This is a genomic window from Wolbachia endosymbiont (group A) of Eristalinus aeneus (genome assembly GCF_964026915.1).
GTDB classification, from domain to species: Bacteria; Pseudomonadota; Alphaproteobacteria; order Rickettsiales; family Anaplasmataceae; genus Wolbachia; species Wolbachia pipientis.
The window spans coordinates 1094942-1119120 of record NZ_OZ034712.1 but is presented as its reverse complement, the minus strand read 5'-3'; the positions used below and the strand labels follow the sequence as shown (position 1 = coordinate 1119120).

The window sequence follows — 24179 nt, the reverse complement described above, 5'->3', positions numbered from 1 at the left end:
CGGAAACTAGTAAATTCAAGCATATTCCCTCTTTAACATAACCCTACTCATAGCTAGGTATATGAAATTCTCAGTGGATGTTGTGAGTAAATCATACTCCTTCGATAGCCTTCTATTCCTATTAACCCAAGCAAAAGTCCTTTCTACAACCCATCTTCTTGGCTGTACTTTAAACCCTTGTTCTCTTGTTGGTAGTAGCTCAGGTGGCGTATCTTTGTGCACCCAAAATCTACATGGAGGCCTTTTAACAATTTCAATATCTATGTCATATTCTTCCTTTATGTGATTCTTTAAATTTCTTCCTTGGTATCCCATGTCAGCCCACATTTTTTTAACTTTAGTATATTTTGTTCTCATATTGTTTAATGCTATTTTAATACCATCTCTATCATTTTCGTTAGCAGCGCCTACGTAACAACCTAGTATAAAACCCTGAGTGTCTGTAATTATATGCCTTTTTCTACCCTTTACTTTTTTACTTCCATCATAGCCTTTGATCCCCCCTTTTCTGTAGTCTTTACAGATTGACTATCTACTATACAGGCACTCGGCTGCTCATTCCTTCCTATTTTTCTTCTACTATATTTTGTAATTTCATAATTCATTTTCTCAAAAATTCCCTGCTTCTTCCATTGCCTGAACTGCTCATACACAGTCTTCCATAGCGGAAAATCATTTGGTAAATACCGCCATTGACACCCTGTACGCAATACATAGAAAATTGCTTCTAATATTTCTCTTTTGCTATACTTTGGCGGCCTTCCTCCTTTCTTGTATGATACTCTGAAGTGTTTTTCTATTCTTGCCCATTCCCTTTCGCTTAGATCTGTTGGATACTTTTTTCTCATCTTTACCCCGTACTAAAATTTCAGATATTATAGCCTTTTACTTATTTCCGGACAACCTCTAAGAAGTCTAATAGCAAATTTTTAAGTTCCTCTTTAACTCTTTAACCAGCGGGCTCGCATGAGGAGAGGAGAGTAAAGGTCCTCTTCCATAGATATCTTCACACTTTTTTCTTCTTCTGTAGTTGGCGGACGAGTAAGAAAGTGAATCTTTGGTGCGCCACTAATTATTGCCATTGGTGTTTGCTCCGCCCCTTCTCCCATAACTAAAACAGCAGACGTTGCCAACGCATCAAGAAGATTGACTTGTGTTACTTGCAGTGGTTGATCATAAAGATCTGGCTTGCCTATATAGGAATAAAATGGTTCAAATCCACACCAACCAAGAGCAACGCCCGTAACCCCAAGGCGCATAGGTGTTATGTTACTATCTGTAATCAAAATACCAAGATGTTTTATGCAGTGTTTTGTCTTGAGATAGTTCCATATTGACAGAGCTGTTTTCTGAACATCTTTTGGATATAGAATATACACCTCATTACCATTTGATTCATCAATACCAGCAGATGGAATTAAGATATTATCTTTAATCGTTAAACAGATACTGTGAGCCACATCAACAATTGCATCAGCTTCCCTTTTGATTAGCTCTTCTTTAGAACAAGCAGTTTTGCAAACCACTTGTTTTTGACAAATTGAAATGATTTTTGATGTGATAGCAAGAACAACTTCCTCTCTTAGCAGCTCTGAAACATAGCGATCAAGAACCTGCTCTAATACTTCTCCATATTCAATGCGGTGGGTATAAATTGCTTCAATATGCATATTAACGTGTTAGCTTGCATATAGTATAATCTTTTGTTTTGGTGAGAATAGTTTTATTCCATCCACTAAGAAGTGTTAAGTTGAAATATACATCACCTTTATAGGGTTTGTGAATTTCTGTTATGATAAATTCTGAGATTAGATCATACTCCAAAAAAAGATGCGCTATTTGTGCTCCACCAATCACAAAGATTTGAGGGTAAATCCAATTACTTTGGATTGACAAAAACTCTTGCATAGAAGAAATAATAGTGCATTTTACTCCTCTGTTAAAACAAGAATTTAATTTGTCACGAGAAAAAACAATAGGAATACGATTCCCTAATATGTCTTGAGGCATAGTTTCAAATGTCTTTCTCCCCATAACAATAACTTGTTTGTCAGTCACCTGACGAAAATGATCTAACTCACTTGGATAATGCCAGGGCAATCTATTATTTATTCCAATTACCCCCTTGGGATCAACAGCCATAATTCCGATAACTATCATCCCTGTAAAGCAGCTTGAGCTACAAAGAATCGCATGTGATCACGCACATTATGCACTCGAAGGAAATCAACCTTGTTGTGCAATGCAGATGATAAAGCAATTGTTTCTAAATCTCGGTTAAAGACAGGTTCTGTAGAAAAAGAAGAAATAAATGACTTTCTAGAATGACCAACCAGAACTTTGCAGCCAAAATTTTGTAACGTTTCTATACTGCGTAAAATCTGGATATTCTGGTACATAGATTTGCCAAAACCAATACCAGGATCAATAATGATCGAGCTTTGATCAAAACCTAGGGCAAGTAACCTGTTAATGCTCTTTTCTGCCCAATTATTTATGGTATCAATTGGATCAATGTCACTTGGGATAATGTTGTCACTATGTGGTGGTATGGAGAGTGAATGCATAATAACGATACTACATCCACTGCTAGCAATCGCTTTTAAGGTATTATCATCTAGATCTCCCTTCTGATCGTTTACCCAGGCAATGTTGTAGTGTTCCAAAACATTTAAAATAACGTCTGACCAGAAGCTATCAATGCTGACTTTAATGTCACCAACTTTCATATATTGATTAAGGTCATCAAGCACTGGTTTTAAGCGTGCATACTCTGCTTTTGGAGTTTGTATTGAGGAGCCAGGTCTTGTTGATTGAGCACCAAGTTCAACTATGCTTGCACCATCTGATAACAGCCGCAGTGCCTGCTTGGTTGCTTGATCTGCATCATAATAAAGACCACCATCTGAAAATGAATCAGGAGTAATATTGACAATACCTACAAGCTCTGGTGAAAGCGTAAAACTCCTTAAAAAGCAATCCTTAATGTTAGGGTTAACAGTACCAAACGTTTTGTTAACTACTGCCATAGGGTTCAGCATTGTCATCAAGTGAAGCAAAAATGGTCTGTTTATCAATTCTGGGTGAGGAATCTTAAGGTAGGGTGTATCAAGTGTCAGGTCATCCCATAACAAAATATCCAAATCAATAACGCGAGGTGCCCATTTTTCATAGACCTGCAGACGGCCAATGTCACATTCAATTTGTTTAAGGCCCTTTAACAGCTCTTCAGGAGAAGAAGAACAACTTCCATACACAACCATATTTAGAAATGGCCTGTCCCACCCAGGTGAAGCATCATTTGGTAAAATAGCCTTAGTTTCCAGAATAATTGAAGATTTTAAATTTTTAAAATAGCGTTCCTGCAGTAACTGAGCAGCCTTTTGTAAATGGGAAAAGCGATTCCCCATATTTGAGCCAATAGAAATGTAAATCATTCTTGCAACGCATTACGATAAGTAAAGAAAACACCTCCATGCACACTGGGGACAGGTGGTGCAACTTTGTGAATAGTTACGCCTATAGAAGAAATAATAAGCTTTTTTTGCATCACAAGGTTATTAATGGTCCTGTATATATCATGAGTTAAATGCTCGATTAAGTTGAATTGCTTGCTTTGAACGAGAGATTGAATACTCTGAACTACCTCCAAGTAGCATATAGTATCCTCAAGCCGGTCAGTTGTAAGTCCTAAAGGGGGGGATTTAAAGGTAAAATCAATATTAACACTAACTAATTGAGAATGATACTTCTCTTCTGCACTATAGCCTAAATGAACCCAAAGCCGTAAGTCAGATATAAGAAGATTACATGCAGACATTGCATTCCAACATCACTGAGTTTAAGCTACTTACAACTACTAACACACGCTAGCATTCATCATTCCATCAAGAAAACCCCACAAGAGCCTTGCTCCCTTTTGAGCACCCTGCATAACTTTATCTTGCTCTTTTTCATCTAGATCTTCAATAAGATTTGCACATTCCTCAGAATGCCATTCATCAGCATGCATATGGACCGTAAAAAATTGAAGAGAACGCTCATCACTTATTGAATAGTGTTTTTTTAAACCTTCAATTTTAGACTTGGAAACCTCTGGAGTTTGACGTTCGTAAGCGTACAAGGCTCCAAGACCTGCCGCAAAACCTGATCTTACAATATCAAAGTAACCATCAACTAACTCCTGTGTCTCTTTAATCTGTGCACTTTCACGAAGATCAGATCGCGCAACGCCAAGCCCTTCAGCAAAACGTTGCCATAATTCTGGATGATTTTCATCACCTTGTTCCTCTTCTATTAAATTACCAAGTAAAACCTGTCGCATTTTTAGATCTGGGCACAAAAAATGTATACCACTGATGTAACGAGGAAACGCAGCAACGTGGTGATAATATTCTTTAGCATAGGTTTGTAAAGCTTGCAAGCTTAAGCTTCCTGTATTCCATGACTGGTAAAATGGATGATTTAGTAAGTGCAATTCATCTAACTTGTTATTTAGAGACTTAGTAAATTCCATCATTTCCCCCATTACATTAATATATAGTTCATATACTATAGTTTTCTCATTGTTACGATCATGCTAAGATCAATACAATGGTGGGATTGGTAGGACTCGAACCTACGGCCAATTCGTTATGAGCGAACTGCTCTAACCGACTGAGCTACAATCCCTTTTATCAATATTTATAATACACACAAAAGCAAATTTGTCTATTAGCTTATTTCACTATCAACCCAACTTGACAAATCATTTGTTGCACCAATTTTGCGTGCAATTTCCTTACCATCTTGAAATATGATTAAAGTGGGTATAGATTGCACTCCATACTTACTTGGCACTTCAGTCCCTTCATCTATGTCGAATTTGCAGATCTTAATCTTGCCTTTTCTATCCTTAGCCAATTGTTCTATACGTGGCATTAGACTTTTGCATGGCCCACACCATTCTGCCCAAAAATCTACCAGCACGAACCCTTTATAGTCAGTGACTTCAGATTTGAAATTTTGATCATTTACCGATGTAATATCATCACTCATAAAATACCTAAATTTTTGTAAAATATAGCGTATCTATTAGCAGTTAATCAACTAAATTCTTACCGCAGAGCTTGAAAAATTGCCCTAAAGTGTTTTGCACAAACAAAAAACTTCTATTACATCTGGTGGTTAAAGATATCCACGTTTTCCCAACCCATTAAGTCTAACTCAATACGAGTAGGAAGAAATTCAAAGCACTTTTGGGCCAATTCTTTTCTATTTTCACGTTCCAGCATTAAGTCTAGCTTTTCCTTTATCCTGTGGAGATACAAAACATCAGATGCAGCATAACTTTTTTGTTTGTCTGTTAAATTTTCATTTCCCCAATCAGAAGATTGCTGCTGCTTATTTAGTTTGGTATCAAGCAGCTCTAAGCACAACTCTTTTAAGCTATGATTATCTGTGTAAGTGCGCACTAAACGTGAAGCTATCTTTGTGCAATAGCACGGAAGTGCCCAAGTTTCCAAGTAATAACGTATTATGCTCACATCAAATCGCGCGAAGTGAAATATTTTAGTTATATTTTTATCCTCTAATATTTTTCTCAAATTTGGCGCTGTATAATCGTTCTTGAGTTGAACTAAGTGAGCGTTGCCATCATTAAAAGAGAGCTGCACAAGGCATAATCTATCTCTGCTATGAAGTAGCCCCATTGCCTCGGTATCAACAGCTATAGACCTTACATCATCTGGTATTGAACTAGCTGGCAAGTCGTCTTTATATAAAAATATTCCCATAAAGCTTTGTGGAATAATTAAAAACTTATGATAATCAAAAATGAGCCTTAAGTATACGAAAAGATCATAGAAGGAACCACGCAAATTTATGGGCTCTCACATTTTTCATGTACACGGGGTTTACAAATCGCTGTATATGCCTATAATTAAGTAAATTTAGGTTAATTTAATTGCGGGAGTAGCTCAGTTGGTAGAGCGCAACCTTGCCAAGGTTGAGGTCGAGGGTTCGAACCCCTTCTCCCGCTCTTTGCTTTCAAAATCATTTCGTCAAAAATCCCTTGACAAACTCCGCTAGCCCCCTTATCATGAAAGTGAAGCTATTGTATTTGCTTTCGCCAATCTGCAGATTAAAAGGTAAGGATTACTTAATGTATCGGCGTCTTATGTTCAATTTTTTGCAGTATATAGATACTGTATGTCTTTACAAAACTTCATCTACATCTAGATTTTTATCTAAATAAGCTGAACGCGCTTATAAAGCGTTACAAGACATCAAAAAATGCCAATACTCGACAGAGATAGTAAAAGACTAGCTAACTCGGGGATTCTTTGTCTTTTTTTCTGCTTAGTAAATTTCTTAAACATTTGCAGCGTAGGTTAGTTGCAATTAAAAGCGGCTGAATCTCGCTTGTCAAGAGTTTAAAACATAAAAAACGCCAATATTTTAAAGCGGATAATAACCACGGGGCTTCTTTTGCCTTTTTTTTCGTTTGGTAAATTTCTTAATGTTTATGGCTAAACGACAACCGTCATCCCGCTACTTGTTAGCGGGATCTCTTGTTAGCGGCTGAGATACCGCGAATGAATCGCGGTATGACGTAGGACTGCTGTCATTCCAGCGCGTGACGCTGGAATCCAGTTCTTATTACCTGGTGTAAAGTTAAGTTTCCTGGATCCCAGTGGGCTTTGTTGCATCGCTCAAGTGAAAAGAACTGGCAGTTACTGACAAAATTCATTATAAATAGCCATTTAACTGTTGAAGAAAAAATATGCCACAAAAAATGAGAGTCAGTAACTGCCATGAATATAACAAATTTCTCCAAGAAAGAGGAAGCATTTTTTGTTATATCAATGACGCCATAGAAAATTGGTACGAGAATTGTCCAAAAATGCAGGGCGGCAACTATATTTATAGTGATAAAGTTGTGATTTTGGTGCATATAATCGTCAGTTTCTTTAGAATTGGTTTAAGACAAACAGTCGGGTTTATAAAAGGGTATTTGCAACAAATAGGAAGAGATTTGGCAGTTATCAGCTATTCACAAGCATCAAGAAGGTTTAAGAAACTTAATATTAAGATAAATGATTGCAGAATTGATAAAAATATAGCTCTTTCCATAAAAGTCCGGATGTGATAGGATAAGGGTAGATGATGATAAGGAGGTTGAATGCCAGCAGCATATAGTTATGATTTAAGAAAAAAAGCAATGGAAGCGCTAGACGAAGGAGAAAGCAGAGAAACAGTGGCAGCAAGATTTAAGATTGGACGAACTACTTTATGGGAGTGGCAGCAAAGAAGAAAAGAAACAGGAGACTTTCAATCAAAAAAACTTGGAAATGGGGGTTACAATCACAAAATTACCGACTGGGATACCTTTGCCAAATTTGCCAGAGAACACGGAGGAAAGACTCTATCGGAAATGGCTAAACTTTGGAACAACGTTAGTATCCAAACGATCTATCGAGCCCTTAAAAAAATTGGATTTACGCGCAAAAAAAGACATATGGATACAAGGAAAGAAACGAAGAAAAACGTGCTGAATTTTTGAAAATTATAGCGACAAAAGAACCTAAAAACTTAGTGTATATAGATGAGTCTGGCATTGATAACACCGAAGACTACCCCTACGGATATTGCCAGAAAGGACAGCGGTTTTATGCCTTAAAATCTGGAAAGAAAACTCAACGAATCAGTATGGTTGCAGCCTTAAGTGGAAGAAAGATAGTTGTTCCGTTAACCTTTGAAGGCCACTGTAATATGGATGTTTTTAATGGATGGGTTGAGCAATTTTTGACACCGATCTTGGAACCTGGACAGACTGACCTTACCCAGAAAAAGTGGAGAGAAAGAAAGGAGTTTTTTTGGGTAAAATAAAATTTTGGAGGATTAGAAATGGCAAGAGAATATACGGCAGAATTCAAATTGGAAGCTGTTAAGCTGGCAAATGAACAAAGAAAGGTAGGTCAACCAGTTGCAAAAGTAGCAAGAGATCTAGGAATAAGGGATAGTGTATTAGGAAAATGGATGAAGAAATATAACGAAAAAAAGTCAGCGGCAAATGCATTTCCAGGTAGAGGTAACATGGCTCCTTACGACAAAGAGAGGTTTGATTTACAAAGCAAGAGTAACAAGGGAAAGAGACATTTAAAAAAAAGCCCTGGCCAGTCAAAAAGAGTAAAATATTTTTTTATATAGTAACTGCTATAAAGTACAGGAATTATGTAGGATTTTCTGCTAGTGGCTACTATAGTACTTCCCAAAGTAAATGATAAAGGTATAATAAGCTATTTGAGTTATAATGGCGTATAGTGTGGATTTAAGGGAAAGGGCAGTATCGATGATAGAAAAAGGGAAGTCAAAGGTTGAGGTGGCAGAGCTTTTGGAGATAGGAATAGCAACTCTGTACCGCTGGTTAAGAAAGAAAGCCGCTGGTGAAAGCCTAAGGCCATCGAAAAACGGCAGCTTTATTCGAAAAATAGACCCAAAAATACTCGAAGAATATGTTAAAAAGAATCCAGATCATACGCTGGCAGAGATGAAACAAAATCTTGGATTTGGAATAAATTCAATTTGGTATAGGCTGAAACAGCTAAGAATTACTTTAAAAAAAAGTTACACTATATCAAGAGCGCAATCAAGAAGATAGGCAGCGATTTACCGATAAAATCTCAAAAATAGACCATTCCAGCATCTTATATATAGATGAAGCAGGAGTTGATAATAGGTTATACCGAGAGTATGGACGTGCTCCAATAGGAAAGAAAATTTATGCAGATATTCCAGGAAGAAAACGAGAGAGAATCAGTATAATAGGCGGGTGGATTGGAAAGAGATTTATTGCACCAATGACTTTCAAAGGTGGGTGTGACAAAGAGGTATTCAATACATGGTTAGAGAAGATGTTATTACCTAAATTGCCACATGGTACTACAATAGTTATGGACAATGCCACATTCCATAAAACTCCCAAAACAAAGGAGTTAATAGATAATGCTAGATGCCGTTTGCTCTATCTACCAACATATTCACCAGATTTGAACCCTATAGAGCATTGTTGGAATACCATCAAAAGCCGCCTCAGACCTTTAATGCATAAATATACAGACTTACAACTTTTGGTTGGTAATACCATAATGGAAATTTATCATTCATTTTAGAAAATACTATAGTGTGTTATCTTCTGCTTTCTTAGCAGGTACAACTCCATATTCAACGTACCTTCTAAAGTATCGATATACTGACATTCTTATCTCCAAATCATAAATATGCAACCTAGCCTAATATAATTAAGAAATAGTTTATAATAAATACGTTTTAAGATACCTGCCTGTAACACTTTCTGGAATTTTTACCACTTCTTCTGGAGTTCCAGTAGCAATCACTTCTCCGCCTTTTATTCCGCCCTCTGGTCCGATGTCTATTATATAATCTGCAGTTTTTATAACGTGCAAATTGTGCTCGATAACTATAACAGTGTTTCCCAGATCGACTAATCTATGGAGTATTTTTAGTAAGTTATTTATATCTTCAAAGTGTAATCCAGTTGTTGGCTCATCAAGAATATACAATGTTCTTCCGGTAAATCGTTTTGATAGCTCCTTGGACAGCTTTATTCGTTGTGCTTCACCCCCAGACAACGTTGTTGACGACTGTCCGAGTTTTATATAGCCAAGCCCCACTTCCTGCAAAGAAATCAACTTTTCTTTTACCATTGGAAGGTTTTCAAAAAAATCACAAGCTTGATCTATCGTCATATCAAGGACATCAGAGATTGATTTTTCTTTATAAGTAACTTCCAATGTTTCCCGATTATACCTTCGCCCTTTACATTGCTCACACTTCACATAAACGTCCGGTAGAAAATGCATCTCTATCTTTAAGTGCCCATCACCTTTACAAGCCTCACACCTTCCCCCTCTGGTATTAAATGAAAACCGGCCTATATTATATCCCCTTGCTTTTGACTCCGAAAGACCTGCAAACCAATTTCTTATATGAGTGAACATACCAACATATGTTGCTGGATTTGACGCAGGAGTTCTACCAATTGGCGACTGATCAACTTCTATAACTTTATCTATATATTCAAGGCCTTCTATTCTATCACACTGACCATACCTTGCAGACGAATGATGTATCTTATGTGCTGAATATTTATATAACGTTTCTATGACTAAACTTGATTTTCCCCCTCCTGATATTCCAGTAACACAAATAAGATTCCCTATAGGAAATTTAACGTTCACATTTTTTAAGTTATTTTCACATGCATTTATTACTTTTATGAACTGAGTTGCTTGCTTTCTTCTCCTTGGAATTAAAATTTTTTTCTCTCCACTCAAATATTGCCCTGTTATGCTCCCCGAATTTCTTTGCACCTGGTCTGGTGTTCCTTCTGCAACAACTTTTCCACCATTTACGCCAGCTCCAGGACCAATATCAATCGCATAATCAGCAGCCATTATTGTATCTTCATCATGCTCAACAACGATTACAGTGTTACCCATGTCTCTTAAGTTTTTTAGTGTGGCAATTAACCGATCATTATCACATTGATGAAGGCCTATCGAGGGTTCATCAAGCACGTACAGCACTCCTGTTAAACCAGAGCCAATTTGTGAAGCAAGTCTGATCCTCTGACTCTCACCGCCAGAGAGAGTGCTAGATTCTCGATCAAGCGTTAGGTAATTCAACCCTACATTCTTTAAAAATGCTAGCCTCTTGATTATTTCATTTAATATTTTACTTGAGATTTGCTTCTGTTGTTCTGTGAGCTTGTCTGGCAAATTTTCAAACCATTTAAGGGATTCATCGATGCTGAGCCCTGATATTTCACCTATATGTTTGCTATCAATTTTTACTGTAAGCGCTTCTTTTCTCAATCTATAGCCAGTGCATTCTCTGCAGTGAGTAACAGAGCAATATCGCTCAACAAGCGTTTCATCATAATCCATCTGGTTTTCTAAGATACTGACCAAACCTTGAAATTTACCGAAGCCAAAGAGTATCATATCTTTTACTTCTTGATCTATGTTCTTCCACGGAACATCAAGGCTAAATTTACAATTTTCAGCCAGTGATAGAATTGCACTTTTTAAAAATCCATAACCTGTGTGCACTTGACGGAACATTGATCCCACTGGCTTTAAAGCGCCTTCAGATATTGAAAGAGTTTCATCTGGCACTATCAGCTTCACATCAATAGCCAGCTTTTTACCAAGCCCATTACACGAACCACATGCACCGTAAGGGCTGTTAAAAGAAAATAATCTTGGTTCTATTTCCTCAAGAGTGAAACCAGACTCGGGGCATGCAAAATTCTCTGAAAAAGTCAGAATTTGACCATTTTTATACTCGGAATTATGGTTGTCAGGTAGGTTTACTATTTCTACATACATTAGACCATTACCAAGTTTTAGTGCGGATTCTATACTACTTGGCAGTCGATTTCCTATATCGCCCAATATTGATATTCTATCTGCAACCACAAAAATGTCGTGTTTCTTGTTCTTATCGAGTTTAGGCAAGTCATCTACATTGTACACTTCACCATCTATTTTGAACCTTACGTAACCTTGTCTTTTAATTTCCAATATCTCTTTAAGATGTTCTCCCTTTCTACCACGCACAACAGGGGCAAGTATATATATCTTAGTTTCTAAAGGTAACGCAATTATAGTATCTACAATTTGAGACACCGTTTGTTTTGTTATTGGTAATCCAGTTGCAGGTGAATAAGGAACTCCTATTCGTGCATATACTAAGCGCAAGTAATCGTAAATTTCGGTAACAGTTCCAACTGTTGACCTTGGATTTTTTGAGATCGATTTCTGGTTGATAGATATTGCAGGAGAGAGACCTGTAATCGACTCAACATCTGGTTTATCCTGAATGTTGAGAAATTGACGCGCGTAAGCTGACAGGCTTTCAACGTACCGGCGTTGGCCTTCTGCATAAATCGTATCAAATGCAAGGCTAGACTTGCCAGAACCACTTAGCCCAGTTATAACAACTAGCTTATTTTTCGGTATATTGACGTCTACACCTTGCAGATTATGTTCCCTTGCGCCCTTAACTCTGATAAAATCGTCCATATTATACCATATAGCGTATTAACCATTATAGCCTCAAAATACGTGAATTTATAGTGATATATTGATTTTCTATTGATTTTTTCAACTGTTACGGAAAATTAAGCAGCGTTTGATAAATCGTCATTCCGCTACTTGTTAGCGGCTGAGATACCGCGACGGTATGACGGTTAAGTAGGCCAGTGCCCCTATGATGTCATCCCAGTGTCAAGCACATAGCTGTACGAACGTTGTAGTTTAGGAGCAATTCCCACCAGTGGGCCAGTGCCCAGACACTGGTTCTATGCAACTTAATTAAAAACGTTTGTTTTAGCGTAAGACAACTACCTTTAGCTCATCAGCTCAGTTATAAGCAAAATTTCTGGATTCCAGACTGGAATGACACCATTTGCTGTGCAATTTACCTTCAAAAATGAATGTTCGTACAGCTATGTGTCAAGCACTGGGATGACACCATTCTTTTTTCTGGATTCCAGTGTCTGGGCACTGGAATGACACCCCCCTGATAGGCTCAAATCATAGTGTTTGTACAGTTGTGGGTTTAGGCTACCTATAAATTCTAAACTGTTGTTACGTATTAGGACCACCAAATACACCCCCAGGACCCAAAGTCAGTTTAGCTATATCAGAAAACAGGTTATGTGGAAATCTTAAAATACTTCTTGTTCGCCAAGCAAAATAAATACATTCCTACAAACAAGCAGATGCTCAATACTGACACATAAGAAAACTTAAAAATTAAATCTCTAATGTATATTGATAAGCATTTACCTGCAGAAAATTTGTATAGTAATCCAACACATACAACGGCACTATCAACCACTGATGCTATAATTAAAGTAATGAAATTTGCCATATGAAAATTCAACTTGGACTTCAATTTTTCAAAAATAATTATGCTTGAGAGAAGAGATACTAAAATTGCAGTATATGAAATCAATATCATCAAATTAAAACTTTGCAATTTAAAAACACAACATAGCGTTGTACACACCATTAAGCTGTACGTAGCTTTGCTTCTGCCATAAAATTCAACCATTGAATTTACAACTAAAGCAGCTCCCACAAATAAGGCAGCACATATCATCAATTTATTTGCAGTGTTGAGTAAAGAAAGACTGATAAACAGGAGTATCGATAAAATAGACATAATTACCTACCCAAAATTAATAACATACATTCATTCTAAATAAACATTACATATAGTAAAAGAGTTATTTAGCATAATAAGAAAAATATTTTATATTAGCATGCCACATCTTTCAGATCTACTTTTAAAACATCCTTTATGTTTAGCACCTTTTTCTCTGTTACTTTGCCAATACATGAATAAACTGCACCTTCAAACAATTCTTCAAACCTCTTCTGATTTTGTGGTGCAATAGTAACCAAAATTCTACTTTGCGATTCAGAAAACATTATTATCTTGTTTATTATGTCTGTATTTTGTATTTTTCCTATTGGCACTAGTGAAAGATCGATTTCAGCACCAAGGTCTCCTGCAATTAGCGATTTTGCCAGAGCAATAACTAATCCGCCTAAGTTTGGTGCAATTGCAGAGGCAATTATGCCATCTTTTATTGCCTGGTTGTAACGCTCATACAACTTCCTAGCGCTCTTTGCATCAACTTTTGGTACGTTGTTATTACCTATTCCACTATATAACTGATATTCAGATCTACCAAGTTCATCAAGTGTTTCTCCAAGCACATATATCAAGTCCCCTGGCATTTTTACATCAAGCGATACCGCATTTTCAATATTTTCTATAATTCCAATTGCTGAGATGAGTAATGAAGGTGGTGCAGAGATTATCACTTTCTCGCCATTTTCATCATATCCCTTGAAGTCATTGAACATACTGTCTTTTCCGGATATGAATGGTGTTTTAAATGCAGTTGCGAAGTCGTAACAAGCCTCTGCAGCTTTCTTTAGTTGCCACAACCTTTCTGGATTATAAGCATCACACCAGCAAAAATTGTCGAGCAACGCTAGATGATTTATATTTCCTCCTGCGGCTACATAGTTGCGTATCGCGGTGTCAATTGCACATGCTGCCATGTGGTAGGTGTCAATTTCTCCATAACTTGAGCCAAATCCTTGCGATTTTACAACACCTTTATTTGAAGAAAGAACAGGCCTTGAGACAATAGCTTCGCTGCACATTCTTCCCTTGCCTTGCAGTGGTTTTAACACTGACGATCCTTGAACCTCATGATCATATTGCACCACTATGAACTCTTTACTGCAAATGTTTGGTCTGCTTAACATTTCTTTTAATTCAATTTCTAAAGAAGGCGAACTTGTTGTCATTCCAGCGCGTGGCGCTGGAAGCCCCTTAGACCACGGCTTTGTCTGTAAATGCATTTTAGGATTACCATCATGCAGAAATTCAGTTCCGATATCCATTATTACTGTCCCTTTAGGACATTTAACAACGGCTTTACCACTCTCATTAAACTCTCCAATCACACAAACCTCCACATCATGTTTTTTCATGATTTGCTTAAACATAGGGAGATTTTCTTCTGGCACTGCTAAGGTCATTCTCTCTTGTGATTCTGATATCCATATTTCCCACGGAGCCATACCATCGTTTTTAAGGAGAACCTTGCTCAAATCAACTTCAAATCCGTCTTTTCCCATTTCACCAATAGACGACGACAGCCCACCTGCTCCATTGTCCGTTATTGCATTATAAAGACCAAGATCTCTTGCTTTTATGACGGCATTGGATAGTTTTTTTTGTGTTATAGGGTCACCAATTTGCACAATCGTTGAAGGGCTGTTTCCCGACAAAGCCTCTGAGGAAAACGTTGCGCCGTGAATTCCGTCCCTTCCAACTCTTCCACCAATAATTACGATTTTATCGCCATTTTTTGGTCCTTTAATGTGAGAAGGTGCGTTATTTATGTTGCGCGGAATAATTCCGACACTGCCAACAAAAACCAGCGGCTTGCCACAAAATCTATCGTCAAAATATACCGATCCAAGTTGTGTTGGAATACCAGAGCAATTACCAGCAACATTAACACCATGGATCACTTTTTTCATTATATATTTTGGCGGTAAGATCTCATCAGTGCGCTCTTTATCCCTATAAAATTTGCCTTTTGCTTCTTTGGCAAAGCAAAAGTAATAGGTATTCATTATAGGCTCCGCGCCTTTCCCGAAACCAACTATATCACGATTTACTCCAAGTACCCCAGTCATTGCTCCACCAAATGGATCAAGAGCTGAAGGGCTATTGTGGGTTTCAACTTTATCTACAATCAAGTAATCGTCATCAAAAATTATTCCTCCTGCGTTGTCAGAGAAAACTGACACACATATGTCAGAATTTATCTCACGCGTTGCACGCTTAATATAGTGAGCATATAGACCGTCTTTTATTTCATCAATAGGGGAGCAAAAAATATTGTGTTTACAATGTTCAGACCAAGTCTGTGCCAGAGACTCAAGTTCGATATCATATGGATTTCTGCCAAGTTTATTGAAGTAATCCTTTATATCCTTCATTGCTGCAAGGGAGAGACCTAAAGTGCCATTGCCATCGATTCCATCTCTACTAATTTTTTCAAGCTCTTGGTCACTTACATTGAGGTCAACAGACTTAGCCCCATTACTACTTGATGTCATCCCAGTGCTCTCTTCTGTCATCCCAGTGCTTGACACTGGGATCCATTCTTTTTTTTCCTGGTCACGCGCTGGAATGACACCGGAGTGGGTATCTCCAGCTCTCCCTTCTGTCATTCCTGTTTCCCCCTCTGTCATTCCAGTGCTTGACACTGGAATCCAGTTTTCATTATACAATTGCTTGAAGTTTTCTGGATCCCAGTGTCTGGGCACTGGGATGACACCTTTTAATTTACCGTAATGCCTCCAATAGCAATTGCCGTTTTCTTTATAAACAAGAATGCAATACTCAGTGATAGGATTAAATTCTTGTTTTATATCATCTTCAGTTGCTTGACTTAGAATCAATTTTGAACTTCTTGCTTTTATACAAACATTTTCATCAATGTAGTCCTTGTTTATTAAATATTCTCTAACAATTTGTTTCACTGTGTTGCCTACATTATCGGTCATGCCAGGTAAGAAGCTTATTTCCAAGCCCCACTTTGCTTGTGGTTCTATGAAATCATACGGAACTTCTTCAAGGTTTTCATTGTAGGAATAATAACGGCAGTCTTGTATGACTTTATTATAAAATAGCCCGCAAATTTCTTCATATAATTTGGATGGTAATCCTTTGCGTATGTAAATCGAGTAAACGTTGACTAACCATCTGCGGCCAATTTGCTCGCATTTATTTAAAACTTCTATTCTAATGTTTGCCATGTAATGTTATAAAAAATTTTAATATATAATAGCATACAAGCACGTTTATATTTTGAATAATTTCTATACAATAAAATATTGTATTAATTGTTACTGTTAGTGGGAAGAGTTTTTACCGTTAATGTGGATGAATCTCTTTTTGATGTGCTGGTTCAGCACATATTTTCTGAATATGAAAGAGAAAAAATTCCTGAAGTAAAAATCATACTTCCTTGCAAGAGGGATGTGATAGCGCTGCTGAGTGCATTCAAGAATCATAACGCTAAAAAATGCATAATTTTGCCAGAGATAGTTTCGCTAGAGAATATTGATGAGGAAGATTTAATATTAAATCTTGATAGGGTTAAAGTTATCAAGCCAACAAAAAGGACACTGCTACTCATTCAATTCATATTGGAGTGGAATAGAAAAAATAATGATAATTTTCCAATTGATTTAGCTTATAGCCTGCCATCACTGCTTGATAAAATTCAATCTACCCAAACAACGGATTGTTATCAATTTGATGAACATTCAAAAAAAATAGAGAATTTCATAAGCTTACTCACTGAGACTTGGAGTAAAACTTTAAAAGATTTAGAAGTAGTAGATATATTAAAACATAAGAGTGATTACATAAACAATATGATAATCTCTTTACAAAAAGACCAACATATAATCTTTGTTGGAATTGGAAAGGATAAGTCGTTAATTAAGGCTATATATGACCTGCCGTTTGGAGAAATAATTTTGCCTAACCTGAATTTGAAAATTAAAGAGAAAGACTGGAAATTGCTTGATAAAAAACACTATCAATATTGTCTGAAAGATCTGCTAGGTTATTTAAGTATAGGCAGAGAGGATGTAAGTTTTCTGCCAGAAGCGTGTTCTCCAGTGCCCAGACACTGGGATCCAGAAAACTTAACTTTAAATGAGCGCACCAGGTGGCTGTATAATGAAAACTGGATCCCAGTGTCAAGCACTGGGATGACAGAAGAAAGGGCGGGGATAACAGGAAGTCCTGAGGAATATCTAGATTACGTCTTTGATACAACTGCCGATCTAAGCAAAGTTAGTAGTGGACATGTTGGCAATATTGAAGTCATCACTTGTGATTCCAGAGAGGAAGAAGCACAAGTGACATCATTAATTATAGAAAATGAAGGTTATGAAAACATTTCTTTGGTCGTCTTTGATAAATTACTTGCAGCTCGTATAGCATGTTTATCAAGGCAACACAGTGCCATACCGGAAAATTACCCTTATATAACGCTTCTGCTTTATAGTATCGAAGTTTTGACCTCAAATTGGAGCAGTGTGTCATTACTTTCGCTCCTTAAACATAGGCTAGTGACTTTTGGTTACACTCAAGAAGAGTACACTCGGATTTTATCTGAATTTGAAATAGAGATATTACGCAACTTTAGTACAAATGGCCTGAGCGATATTATAAATGCTATCAATGCCCATAAAAAGCTAAAACATAAAGAAGATATATTACTTATTATCAATAAGTTAGAGGCTATATTTAATCCTTTGCTTAATTCTATAAATTACTCTATTTCTGATGTGGTAGCAACTCATTTGCAGTGTATTAATATATTATCTGGTATAAATTTTTCAGAGCTAAATAGTGAAATAGGTAATTTCACCTGTAATTTCTTGAATGCATGTGAGGGTGTAGAAATTAAGTGCTCCTTAGAGTTATATAGCCAAATTCTGACCTTATTTTTAGAGAAAGAGTTTTTCTCTGTAGCAAGTGACTTGAATAAATTCAGCTTATATCACAACAAAGTTGTAATACTTGCTGGATTTAATGAAGCGCCAAGCTTTCAAAATCCGCTTTTGAATGCATTTACGAGAGAAAAATTTAATCTTCCTTCCGTGCAAGAAGAGCAGGGGTATTTTTTTTATACTTTACACAATTTGTTTTGTGCAAGTAAGGTTTATATTACAAGATCGCTAAGCCATAGAAAGCCAATTCTATTGCAGCGTTTGGAAATTCTGCTCAAGGAGGGGAAGCAGCCGTATCGTGATTGGCTAAGGATATTAAATACGCCTGAATGTATTGTTCCATGTACTCAGCCTATGCCAAAACCTCAAACCGAAGTTAGAAAAGAAAAAATGCAGGTGATGTCTTGCAGTGCAATAGAAAAGCTAATTCGTAATCCTTATTCATTTTACGTTGAATATATACTGGGTCTTAAACAATTAAGAGACTTGAATTTTAAGCCATCGATATTGGAATTTGGCACTATGGTACACAACATTCTTGCAAGATATTTACGCAACAAAAAATCTCCAATGAGCATTGCACGAGAAGCATTTTCGACTAGTCAGTTTAATTTTTCAAATATGTGGTGGGTAAGACTACAAAAGATAATTCAATCTTTTGTCGAATTTGATGAAACTCGAAGCAATTATGTTGAGTTGGAAAAGAACTTTTCCTGTCCGATATTTCATATTCCAGCGCGTGACACTGGTTCTTGTGATCAGTATGAAACTGCTTGGATGACAAATAAGCCACAAGAAATTTCACTGATAGCAAGATGTGATAGAGTTGAGTATCTACCAAGTGGGCAAGTGGCAATTATAGACTATAAGCTTGGTACACCACCTTCCAATGAAGAAGTAATGTCGGGATTTTTTCCGCAATTAATTTTACAAGCCTTAGCGGTAGAACATATAACAAAAAGAGAAGTCTCAGAACTTGCTTATTGGAAACTTGATTATGATAAAATAAAAGTTATTTCTATACAAAATTATAGATACAAAATGCAAGAATTAAAAAATGATCTGCCTGGTTTTTTATCTAACTATTTAAGTAATTCCACACCCTTTATTGCCTCTCCATATTTTGATAAATTCCTGAGATTTAACAGCTATAAACAGCTAGAAAGGGTAGGAGAGTGGTTGTAAATGGTGTCATCCGAGTACCTGACACTGGTTTCCATCCAAAAGGGTGTCATCCCAGTGCTTGACACTGGGATGGCTTTGTTGCATCACACTTTATGAGATGGTGATTTATGGTAAATTCATGTAACTATCTCAAATTTAGCCATACCAATATCAGTGAATTTATTAAGCAAATAGCATTTGATTAGCAGTTCTTTTTCTCGATTTATCTCAGATTTATTCCTAAAACTAAATCCGAATATTTGCTTTAATCTTGAGAAAAACCCTTCAATATAAGATCTTTTCCCATAATTTACTTCTTTTTTCCATTCTTTCATGCCATCTTCACCGTATAATTTTATTAACCTAATAGCAGCATTCCTGTTAGACATATAATCTATTTCTGGATGTTCTGCCGCATTGTTTATTGGTGGAATTTTTGTCTTTATATCATATTCGTTACACAACTTATAAAACTTGTGCCTATCACATGCTCTATCTGCATATAGTGCTTTTATGGCATGCTGAAAATCAACTTCTTTTAGCAAATCACAAGCTCCATAGTGATCAGCCGTTACTGTATTTTACAGCTATGGCTTTTTTGTTGTTTATATTCAACATTACGTGCAATTTTCTCGTTTGCTCATAGCCACGATATTTTCTGTCAGTGCTATTTTCCTTGCTGTGTGTTGTTGTATATACTAAGAGGTTGTCCGGAAATAAGTAAAAGGCTATAATATCTGAAATTTTAGTACGGGGTAAAGATGAGAAAAAAGTATCCAACAGATCTAAGCGAAAGGGAATGGGCAAGAATAGAAAAACACTTCAGAGTATCATACAAGAAAGGAGGAAGGCCGCCAAAGTATAGCAAAAGAGAAATATTAGAAGCAATTTTCTATGTATTGCGTACAGGGTGTCAATGGCGGTATTTACCAAATGATTTTCCGCTATGGAAGACTGTGTATGAGCAGTTCAGGCAATGGAAGAAGCAGGGAATTTTTGAGAAAATGAATTATGAAATTACAAAATATAGTAGAAGAAAAATAGGAAGGAATGAGCAGCCGAGTGCCTGTATAGTAGATAGTCAATCTGTAAAGACTACAGAAAAGGGAGGATCAAAGGCTATGATGGAAGTAAAAAAGTAAAGGGTAGAAAAAGGCATATAATTACAGACACTCAGGGTTTTATACTAGGTTGTTACGTAGGCGCTGCTAACGAAAATGATAGAGATGGTATTAAAATAGCATTAAACAATATGAGAACAAAATATACTAAAGTTAAAAAAATGTGGGCTGACATGGGATACCAAGGAAGAAATTTAAAGAATCACATAAAGGAAGAATATGACATAGATATTGAAATTGTTAAAAGGCCTCCATGTAGATTTTGGGTGCACAAAGATACGCCACCTGAGCTACTACCAACAAGAGAACAAGGGTTTAAAGTACAGCCAAGAAGATGGGTTGTAGAAAGGACTTTTGCTTGGGTTAATAGGAATAGAAGGCTATCGAAGGAGTATGATTTACTCACAACATCCACTGAGAATTTCATATACCTAGCTATGAGTAGGGTTATGTTAAAGAGGGAATATGCTTGAATTTACTAGTTTCCGGACAACCTCTTACTTAGATGGTAGTCCTATTCCTCAATCTTTACTAGAAATCTTTGCTGATAATCAAGAAAATAATCCTTCCTTAGAAACTTTCCATGAAGCGTTTGGAATATTAATAAGTTACTCCATGTTAACTACCAAAAAAGATCATAGTATGTTAATACACAGCTTGGTTCAAGAAGTTATAAGGCTAAAGTCAGAGAAAAGTGGAAAAACTAAAGAAGACATAAAGACTGTTTTTCAACTATTACAAAAGGGTTTTCCTTACCACAGTGATAAACTAGAAGATTATGCTAAGAAACGACAATTATTACCACATTTAGAAGCATTTTTATCACACATGGATAATTTGCTAGAAAAAAATTCTTCAGAAAAGCAAACAATAGAAAAGGATTATCTTTTAGATTTGTTAATGTGGATTAATGATGGATACTCTGATTTAGGTAACCCTAAAAGACAAAAGGAGTTGATCGAATGGATTTTACCTATTCTTCAGAGGCATTTTATCCCTGATTATGAAATTGCTACACTGCTGGTAAGTCTTGGTATTGCTTATAATGCTTTAGACAATCCTCGGAACGCAAAAGAGTTGTTTGAATGGGCTTTACCTATTCTTGAGAAATATTATGGTTCTGATTGTCCTAAAGTTGCTGTTGCACTGACAAACCTTGGTAACGCTTATGAGGATTCGGGTAATCCTCATAAAGCAAAAAAGTTGTTTGAATGGGCTTTACCTATTTTTGAGAAACATTATGGCTCTGATCATCCTAAAGTTGCTGTCATACTGACAAACCTTGGCCACGCTTATGAGAATTTAGATAATCCCCGGAGAGCAAAAAAGTTGTTTGAGCAAGCTTTAGCAATTCAAGAGAAACATTATGGACTTGATCATTTCGAAGTTGCTAAACTACGGGCAAACCTCGGTCTTGTTTGTTATGCTTTGGGTGATCTTCAGAAAGCAAAGGAGCTGTCTGAACGGGCTTTACCTATTTTTGAGAAACATTACGGTCCTGACCATCTTGAATTTGCTAAACTGTTGTCAAACTTAGGTGTCATTTATGGGGGTCTAGGTTATCATAAGAAAAGAAAGAGGTTACTTGAACGGGCTTTAGCAATCAAAAGGAAACATTACAGGTCTGACCATTTCGAAGTTGCTATACTGCTGGTAAATCTTGGTATTGCTCATAATGCTTTAGGTAGTTCTCAGAAAGCAAGAGAGTTGCTTGAACGTGCTTTACCTATTTTTGAAAAACACTATGGCCCTGATCACCCGGAAGTTGCTAAACTACTGGTAACCCTTGGCATTACTTATGGCATTTTAGGTAAACATAAGAAAAATCAAGAGTTGCTTAAACGGGCTTTACCTGTTTTTAAGAAACATTATGGCCCTGATCATCCAGAAATTGCTATTATACTAATAAGCCTCGGCATCTCTCATGGGGACTTAGGTGACCACGAGAAACAAAAGGAGCTGTTTGAACAGGCCTTGCCTATTCTTGAAAAACATTATGGCCCTGATCACCCGGAAGTTGCTACACTACTGATAAACCTAAGCGACGCCTATGGTGCTCTAGGTAACCATAAGAAACAAAAGGAGTTGTTTGCACGGGCTTCATCCATCTTTAAGAAACATTATGGCCCTGATCATCCGGAAGTTGCTAAACTGCTGGCAGAGCTAGATGATATTTAGGCTTTTAGCAACACTAGATTAATAATCACTTATTTTATAATCACACTTCCAAAACTAACCTGTTTGGATCTTCTATATAATTTTTTATTTTAACGAGGAAAGTTACTGCTCCTTTGCCGTCAACTATTCTGTGGTCGTAAGAGAGGGCAATGTACATCATAGGTCTGATCTCAATTGAGTTGCCCACAGCAACTGGCCTGTTTTGTATTGAATGCATTCCAAGTATTCCAGATTGCGGAGGATTTATTATCGGAGTGGAAAGAAGCGAACCGTATACTCCGCCGTTTGAGATGGTAAATGTTGCACCTTCCATTTCTGATACTTGTAATTTACCCTCGCGAGCTTTTTTGCCAAGAGCAACTAAAGTCAACTCAATTTCTGCAAATGACATCTGATCGGCACTCCGAATAACAGGTACAACAAGGCCTTTGTCAGTGCCAACAGCAACACCTATGTCATAGTAATGTTTATATATGATTTCATCGCCTGAGATTTCAGCGTTAATTTCAGGAATCTCTTTCAGTGCTTGCACCGCTGCCTTTATAAAAAACGACATAAAACCAAGTTTTATTCCATATTTTTTTTCAAAGGCGTCCTTATATTTCGCTCTTAGATCCATGACATTTTTCATGTCAATTTCATTGAACGTGGTCAGTATCGCAGCAGTATTTTGCGACGCTTTCAAACGAGCGGCAATTACTTGCCTTATTTTGCTCATTTTTACTCGTTCCTCTCTTTGCTCTCCACTTACTATACTTTTTGGCAATTCATATTGTTTTATTGCAGGCTGTTCTGCTTTGTTCATATGGCCTATCACATCTGCTTTTGTTATTCTGCCTCCCATGCCAGTTCCTTTGACGCTTTCTGCACTGATTGCATTTTCTTCCATAATTTTACGAGCTGATGGAGCATCTTTTTTAGCAGCACTTTCGCTTTTATCTTCTTTTCTCGCTTCCTCTTTTACTTCTCCCACGGAAAGCTTCGCTAACAATTGATCAGGACTTATTACATCATCTTCCTTTACAAGAAATTCAGTTATTTGCCCCGAAGCTTCTGCAGTTAATTCGAGTGCTGTTTTGTCAGTTTCAATTTCAAAGATCAAGTCATCTACTTTTACTGCTTCTCCAATACCCTTCTTTATTTTTACTATACCTTCCGTAACTGACTCACCACCAAGAGTTTTTGGTGCTCTGATTTCTATAATTTTGCTCATAAAACAACTTCCGTATAAAACTTTCTATAGATTTATACATGAAAAGAGACATGTAATAAACTAATAAATTCATTGAGGCTCTTATCATTTAGAAGTGGACAACAACTCCCAAATGTCATTCCAGCGTGTGACACTAAGTCATAAAAATTCCTTGACAAGCCTCGCCAGCTCCCTTATCATGAAAACGAAGCTATTTATTTATCTTCTCTGTACAGATTAAATGACAAAAAAACTCAACGTATCTGGCGTCTCATGTTTAATTTTTTGCACTATGTGCACTCTATGTCTTTATCAAATTTCTAGGTTTTTACCTACACAAGCTGAAATACGCTTATAAAGCATTTAAAACATTAAAAAACGCCA

The 24179-nt window shown here is 36.7% G+C and carries 18 protein-coding genes, 2 tRNA genes and 2 pseudogenes; 9 read left to right on the top strand and 13 right to left on the bottom strand.

Annotation, left to right across the window (positions count from 1 at the left end; translation table 11 throughout):
* Positions 1–15: 15 nt before the first annotated feature.
* The 9 genes and pseudogenes from AAGD62_RS05765 to AAGD62_RS05725 form a co-directional block, all read right to left on the bottom strand.
* Positions 16–848 (bottom strand): annotated as a pseudogene (locus AAGD62_RS05765) (IS5 family transposase).
* Positions 849–941: 93 nt separating this feature from the next.
* Positions 942–1670, bottom strand: coding sequence for a putative folate metabolism gamma-glutamate ligase (locus AAGD62_RS05760; protein ID WP_155969135.1), 729 nt, complete (start codon positions 1668–1670; stop codon positions 942–944).
* 1 nt (position 1671) lies between these two features.
* Entirely contained in the window at positions 1672–2160 is a 489-nt protein-coding gene (locus AAGD62_RS05755; RefSeq protein WP_155969137.1) for a dihydrofolate reductase, read from the bottom strand.
* The gene (gene folP, locus AAGD62_RS05750) at positions 2157–3437 is read right to left on the bottom strand and encodes a dihydropteroate synthase (RefSeq protein ID WP_155969139.1); all 1281 of its coding nucleotides are present in this window, start codon (positions 3435–3437) and stop codon (positions 2157–2159) included. Before folP ends, AAGD62_RS05755 begins: the two co-directional genes overlap by 4 nt.
* Positions 3434–3820 (bottom strand): dihydroneopterin aldolase, encoded by a 387-nt coding sequence (locus AAGD62_RS05745; RefSeq protein ID WP_007548841.1) that lies wholly within the window; start codon positions 3818–3820, stop codon positions 3434–3436. Before AAGD62_RS05745 ends, folP begins: the two co-directional genes overlap by 4 nt.
* A gap of 39 nt (positions 3821–3859) precedes the next feature.
* Positions 3860–4516 carry a CADD family putative folate metabolism protein gene (locus AAGD62_RS05740; protein WP_155969607.1) on the bottom strand — a complete coding sequence of 219 codons (657 nt, stop codon included), beginning with the start codon at positions 4514–4516 and terminating at the stop codon, positions 3860–3862.
* Between the two features lie 78 nt (positions 4517–4594).
* Positions 4595–4671: transfer RNA gene (locus tag AAGD62_RS05735), tRNA-Ile, on the bottom strand.
* A gap of 42 nt (positions 4672–4713) precedes the next feature.
* Positions 4714–5037: a thioredoxin gene (gene trxA / locus AAGD62_RS05730; protein WP_007548839.1), complete on the bottom strand. Its 324-nt coding sequence runs from the start codon at positions 5035–5037 to the stop codon at positions 4714–4716.
* Between the two features lie 116 nt (positions 5038–5153).
* Positions 5154–5774: a ribonuclease D gene (locus AAGD62_RS05725; protein ID WP_015589270.1), complete on the bottom strand. Its 621-nt coding sequence runs from the start codon at positions 5772–5774 to the stop codon at positions 5154–5156.
* Positions 5775–5946: 172 nt separating this feature from the next.
* Here AAGD62_RS05725 and AAGD62_RS05720 point away from each other — a divergent pair.
* The 6 genes and pseudogenes from AAGD62_RS05720 to AAGD62_RS05695 all read left to right on the top strand — a co-directional run bounded on the left by AAGD62_RS05720 (position 5947) and on the right by AAGD62_RS05695 (position 9152).
* Positions 5947–6019: transfer RNA gene (locus AAGD62_RS05720), tRNA-Gly, on the top strand.
* A gap of 744 nt (positions 6020–6763) precedes the next feature.
* Entirely contained in the window at positions 6764–7129 is a 366-nt protein-coding gene (locus tag AAGD62_RS05715) for a transposase (protein ID WP_155969141.1), read from the top strand.
* 33 nt (positions 7130–7162) lie between these two features.
* Positions 7163–7815: pseudogene (locus AAGD62_RS05710) on the top strand (IS630 family transposase); the annotation flags it as partial.
* 72 nt (positions 7816–7887) lie between these two features.
* Entirely contained in the window at positions 7888–8190 is a 303-nt protein-coding gene (locus tag AAGD62_RS05705) for a transposase (RefSeq protein ID WP_155968484.1), read from the top strand.
* Positions 8191–8293: 103 nt separating this feature from the next.
* On the top strand, positions 8294–8641 hold the full coding sequence (locus AAGD62_RS05700; RefSeq protein WP_155968342.1) for an IS630 transposase-related protein: 348 nt from the start codon (positions 8294–8296) through the stop codon (positions 8639–8641).
* Positions 8642–8660: 19 nt separating this feature from the next.
* A complete protein-coding gene (locus AAGD62_RS05695) occupies positions 8661–9152 on the top strand; it encodes an IS630 family transposase (RefSeq protein ID WP_155968340.1) in 492 nt (163 codons plus the stop codon).
* A 141-nt stretch (positions 9153–9293) separates the two neighbouring features.
* Here the strand turns inward: AAGD62_RS05695 and uvrA are convergent, their stop codons facing one another.
* Positions 9294–12089 carry an excinuclease ABC subunit UvrA gene (gene uvrA / locus AAGD62_RS05690; RefSeq protein WP_155969437.1) on the bottom strand — a complete coding sequence of 932 codons (2796 nt, stop codon included), beginning with the start codon at positions 12087–12089 and terminating at the stop codon, positions 9294–9296.
* Positions 12090–13331: 1242 nt separating this feature from the next.
* The gene (locus tag AAGD62_RS05685) at positions 13332–16427 is read right to left on the bottom strand and encodes an AIR synthase-related protein (RefSeq protein ID WP_155969433.1); all 3096 of its coding nucleotides are present in this window, start codon (positions 16425–16427) and stop codon (positions 13332–13334) included.
* 99 nt (positions 16428–16526) lie between these two features.
* Here AAGD62_RS05685 and AAGD62_RS05680 point away from each other — a divergent pair, with 99 nt between their 5' ends.
* Positions 16527–19325 (top strand): WPE palindromic element domain-containing protein, encoded by a 2799-nt coding sequence (locus tag AAGD62_RS05680; RefSeq protein WP_196770128.1) that lies wholly within the window; start codon positions 16527–16529, stop codon positions 19323–19325.
* A 116-nt stretch (positions 19326–19441) separates the two neighbouring features.
* Here AAGD62_RS05680 and AAGD62_RS05675 read toward each other — a convergent pair whose 3' ends face one another.
* Positions 19442–19849 (bottom strand): transposase, encoded by a 408-nt coding sequence (locus tag AAGD62_RS05675; RefSeq protein ID WP_196770142.1) that lies wholly within the window; start codon positions 19847–19849, stop codon positions 19442–19444.
* A gap of 216 nt (positions 19850–20065) precedes the next feature.
* On the opposite strand from AAGD62_RS05675, the gene AAGD62_RS05670 reads away from it, so the two are divergent.
* Positions 20066–20898 (top strand): IS5-like element ISWpi1 family transposase gene (locus tag AAGD62_RS05670; protein ID WP_094189578.1). Its coding sequence is split into 2 segments (ribosomal slippage): positions 20066–20435 and positions 20435–20898, totalling 834 coding nucleotides; the frame shifts between segments, so codons are not numbered across the junction.
* Positions 20891–22603 (top strand): tetratricopeptide repeat protein, encoded by a 1713-nt coding sequence (locus AAGD62_RS05665; protein ID WP_155968571.1) that lies wholly within the window; start codon positions 20891–20893, stop codon positions 22601–22603. Before AAGD62_RS05670 ends, AAGD62_RS05665 begins: the two co-directional genes overlap by 8 nt.
* A 40-nt stretch (positions 22604–22643) precedes the next feature.
* Here the strand turns inward: AAGD62_RS05665 and odhB are convergent, their stop codons facing one another.
* Complete coding sequence (gene odhB / locus AAGD62_RS05660) at positions 22644–23816, bottom strand: 2-oxoglutarate dehydrogenase complex dihydrolipoyllysine-residue succinyltransferase (protein WP_155968569.1); 1173 nt, start codon at positions 23814–23816, stop codon at positions 22644–22646.
* Positions 23817–24179: the final 363 nt, after the last annotated feature.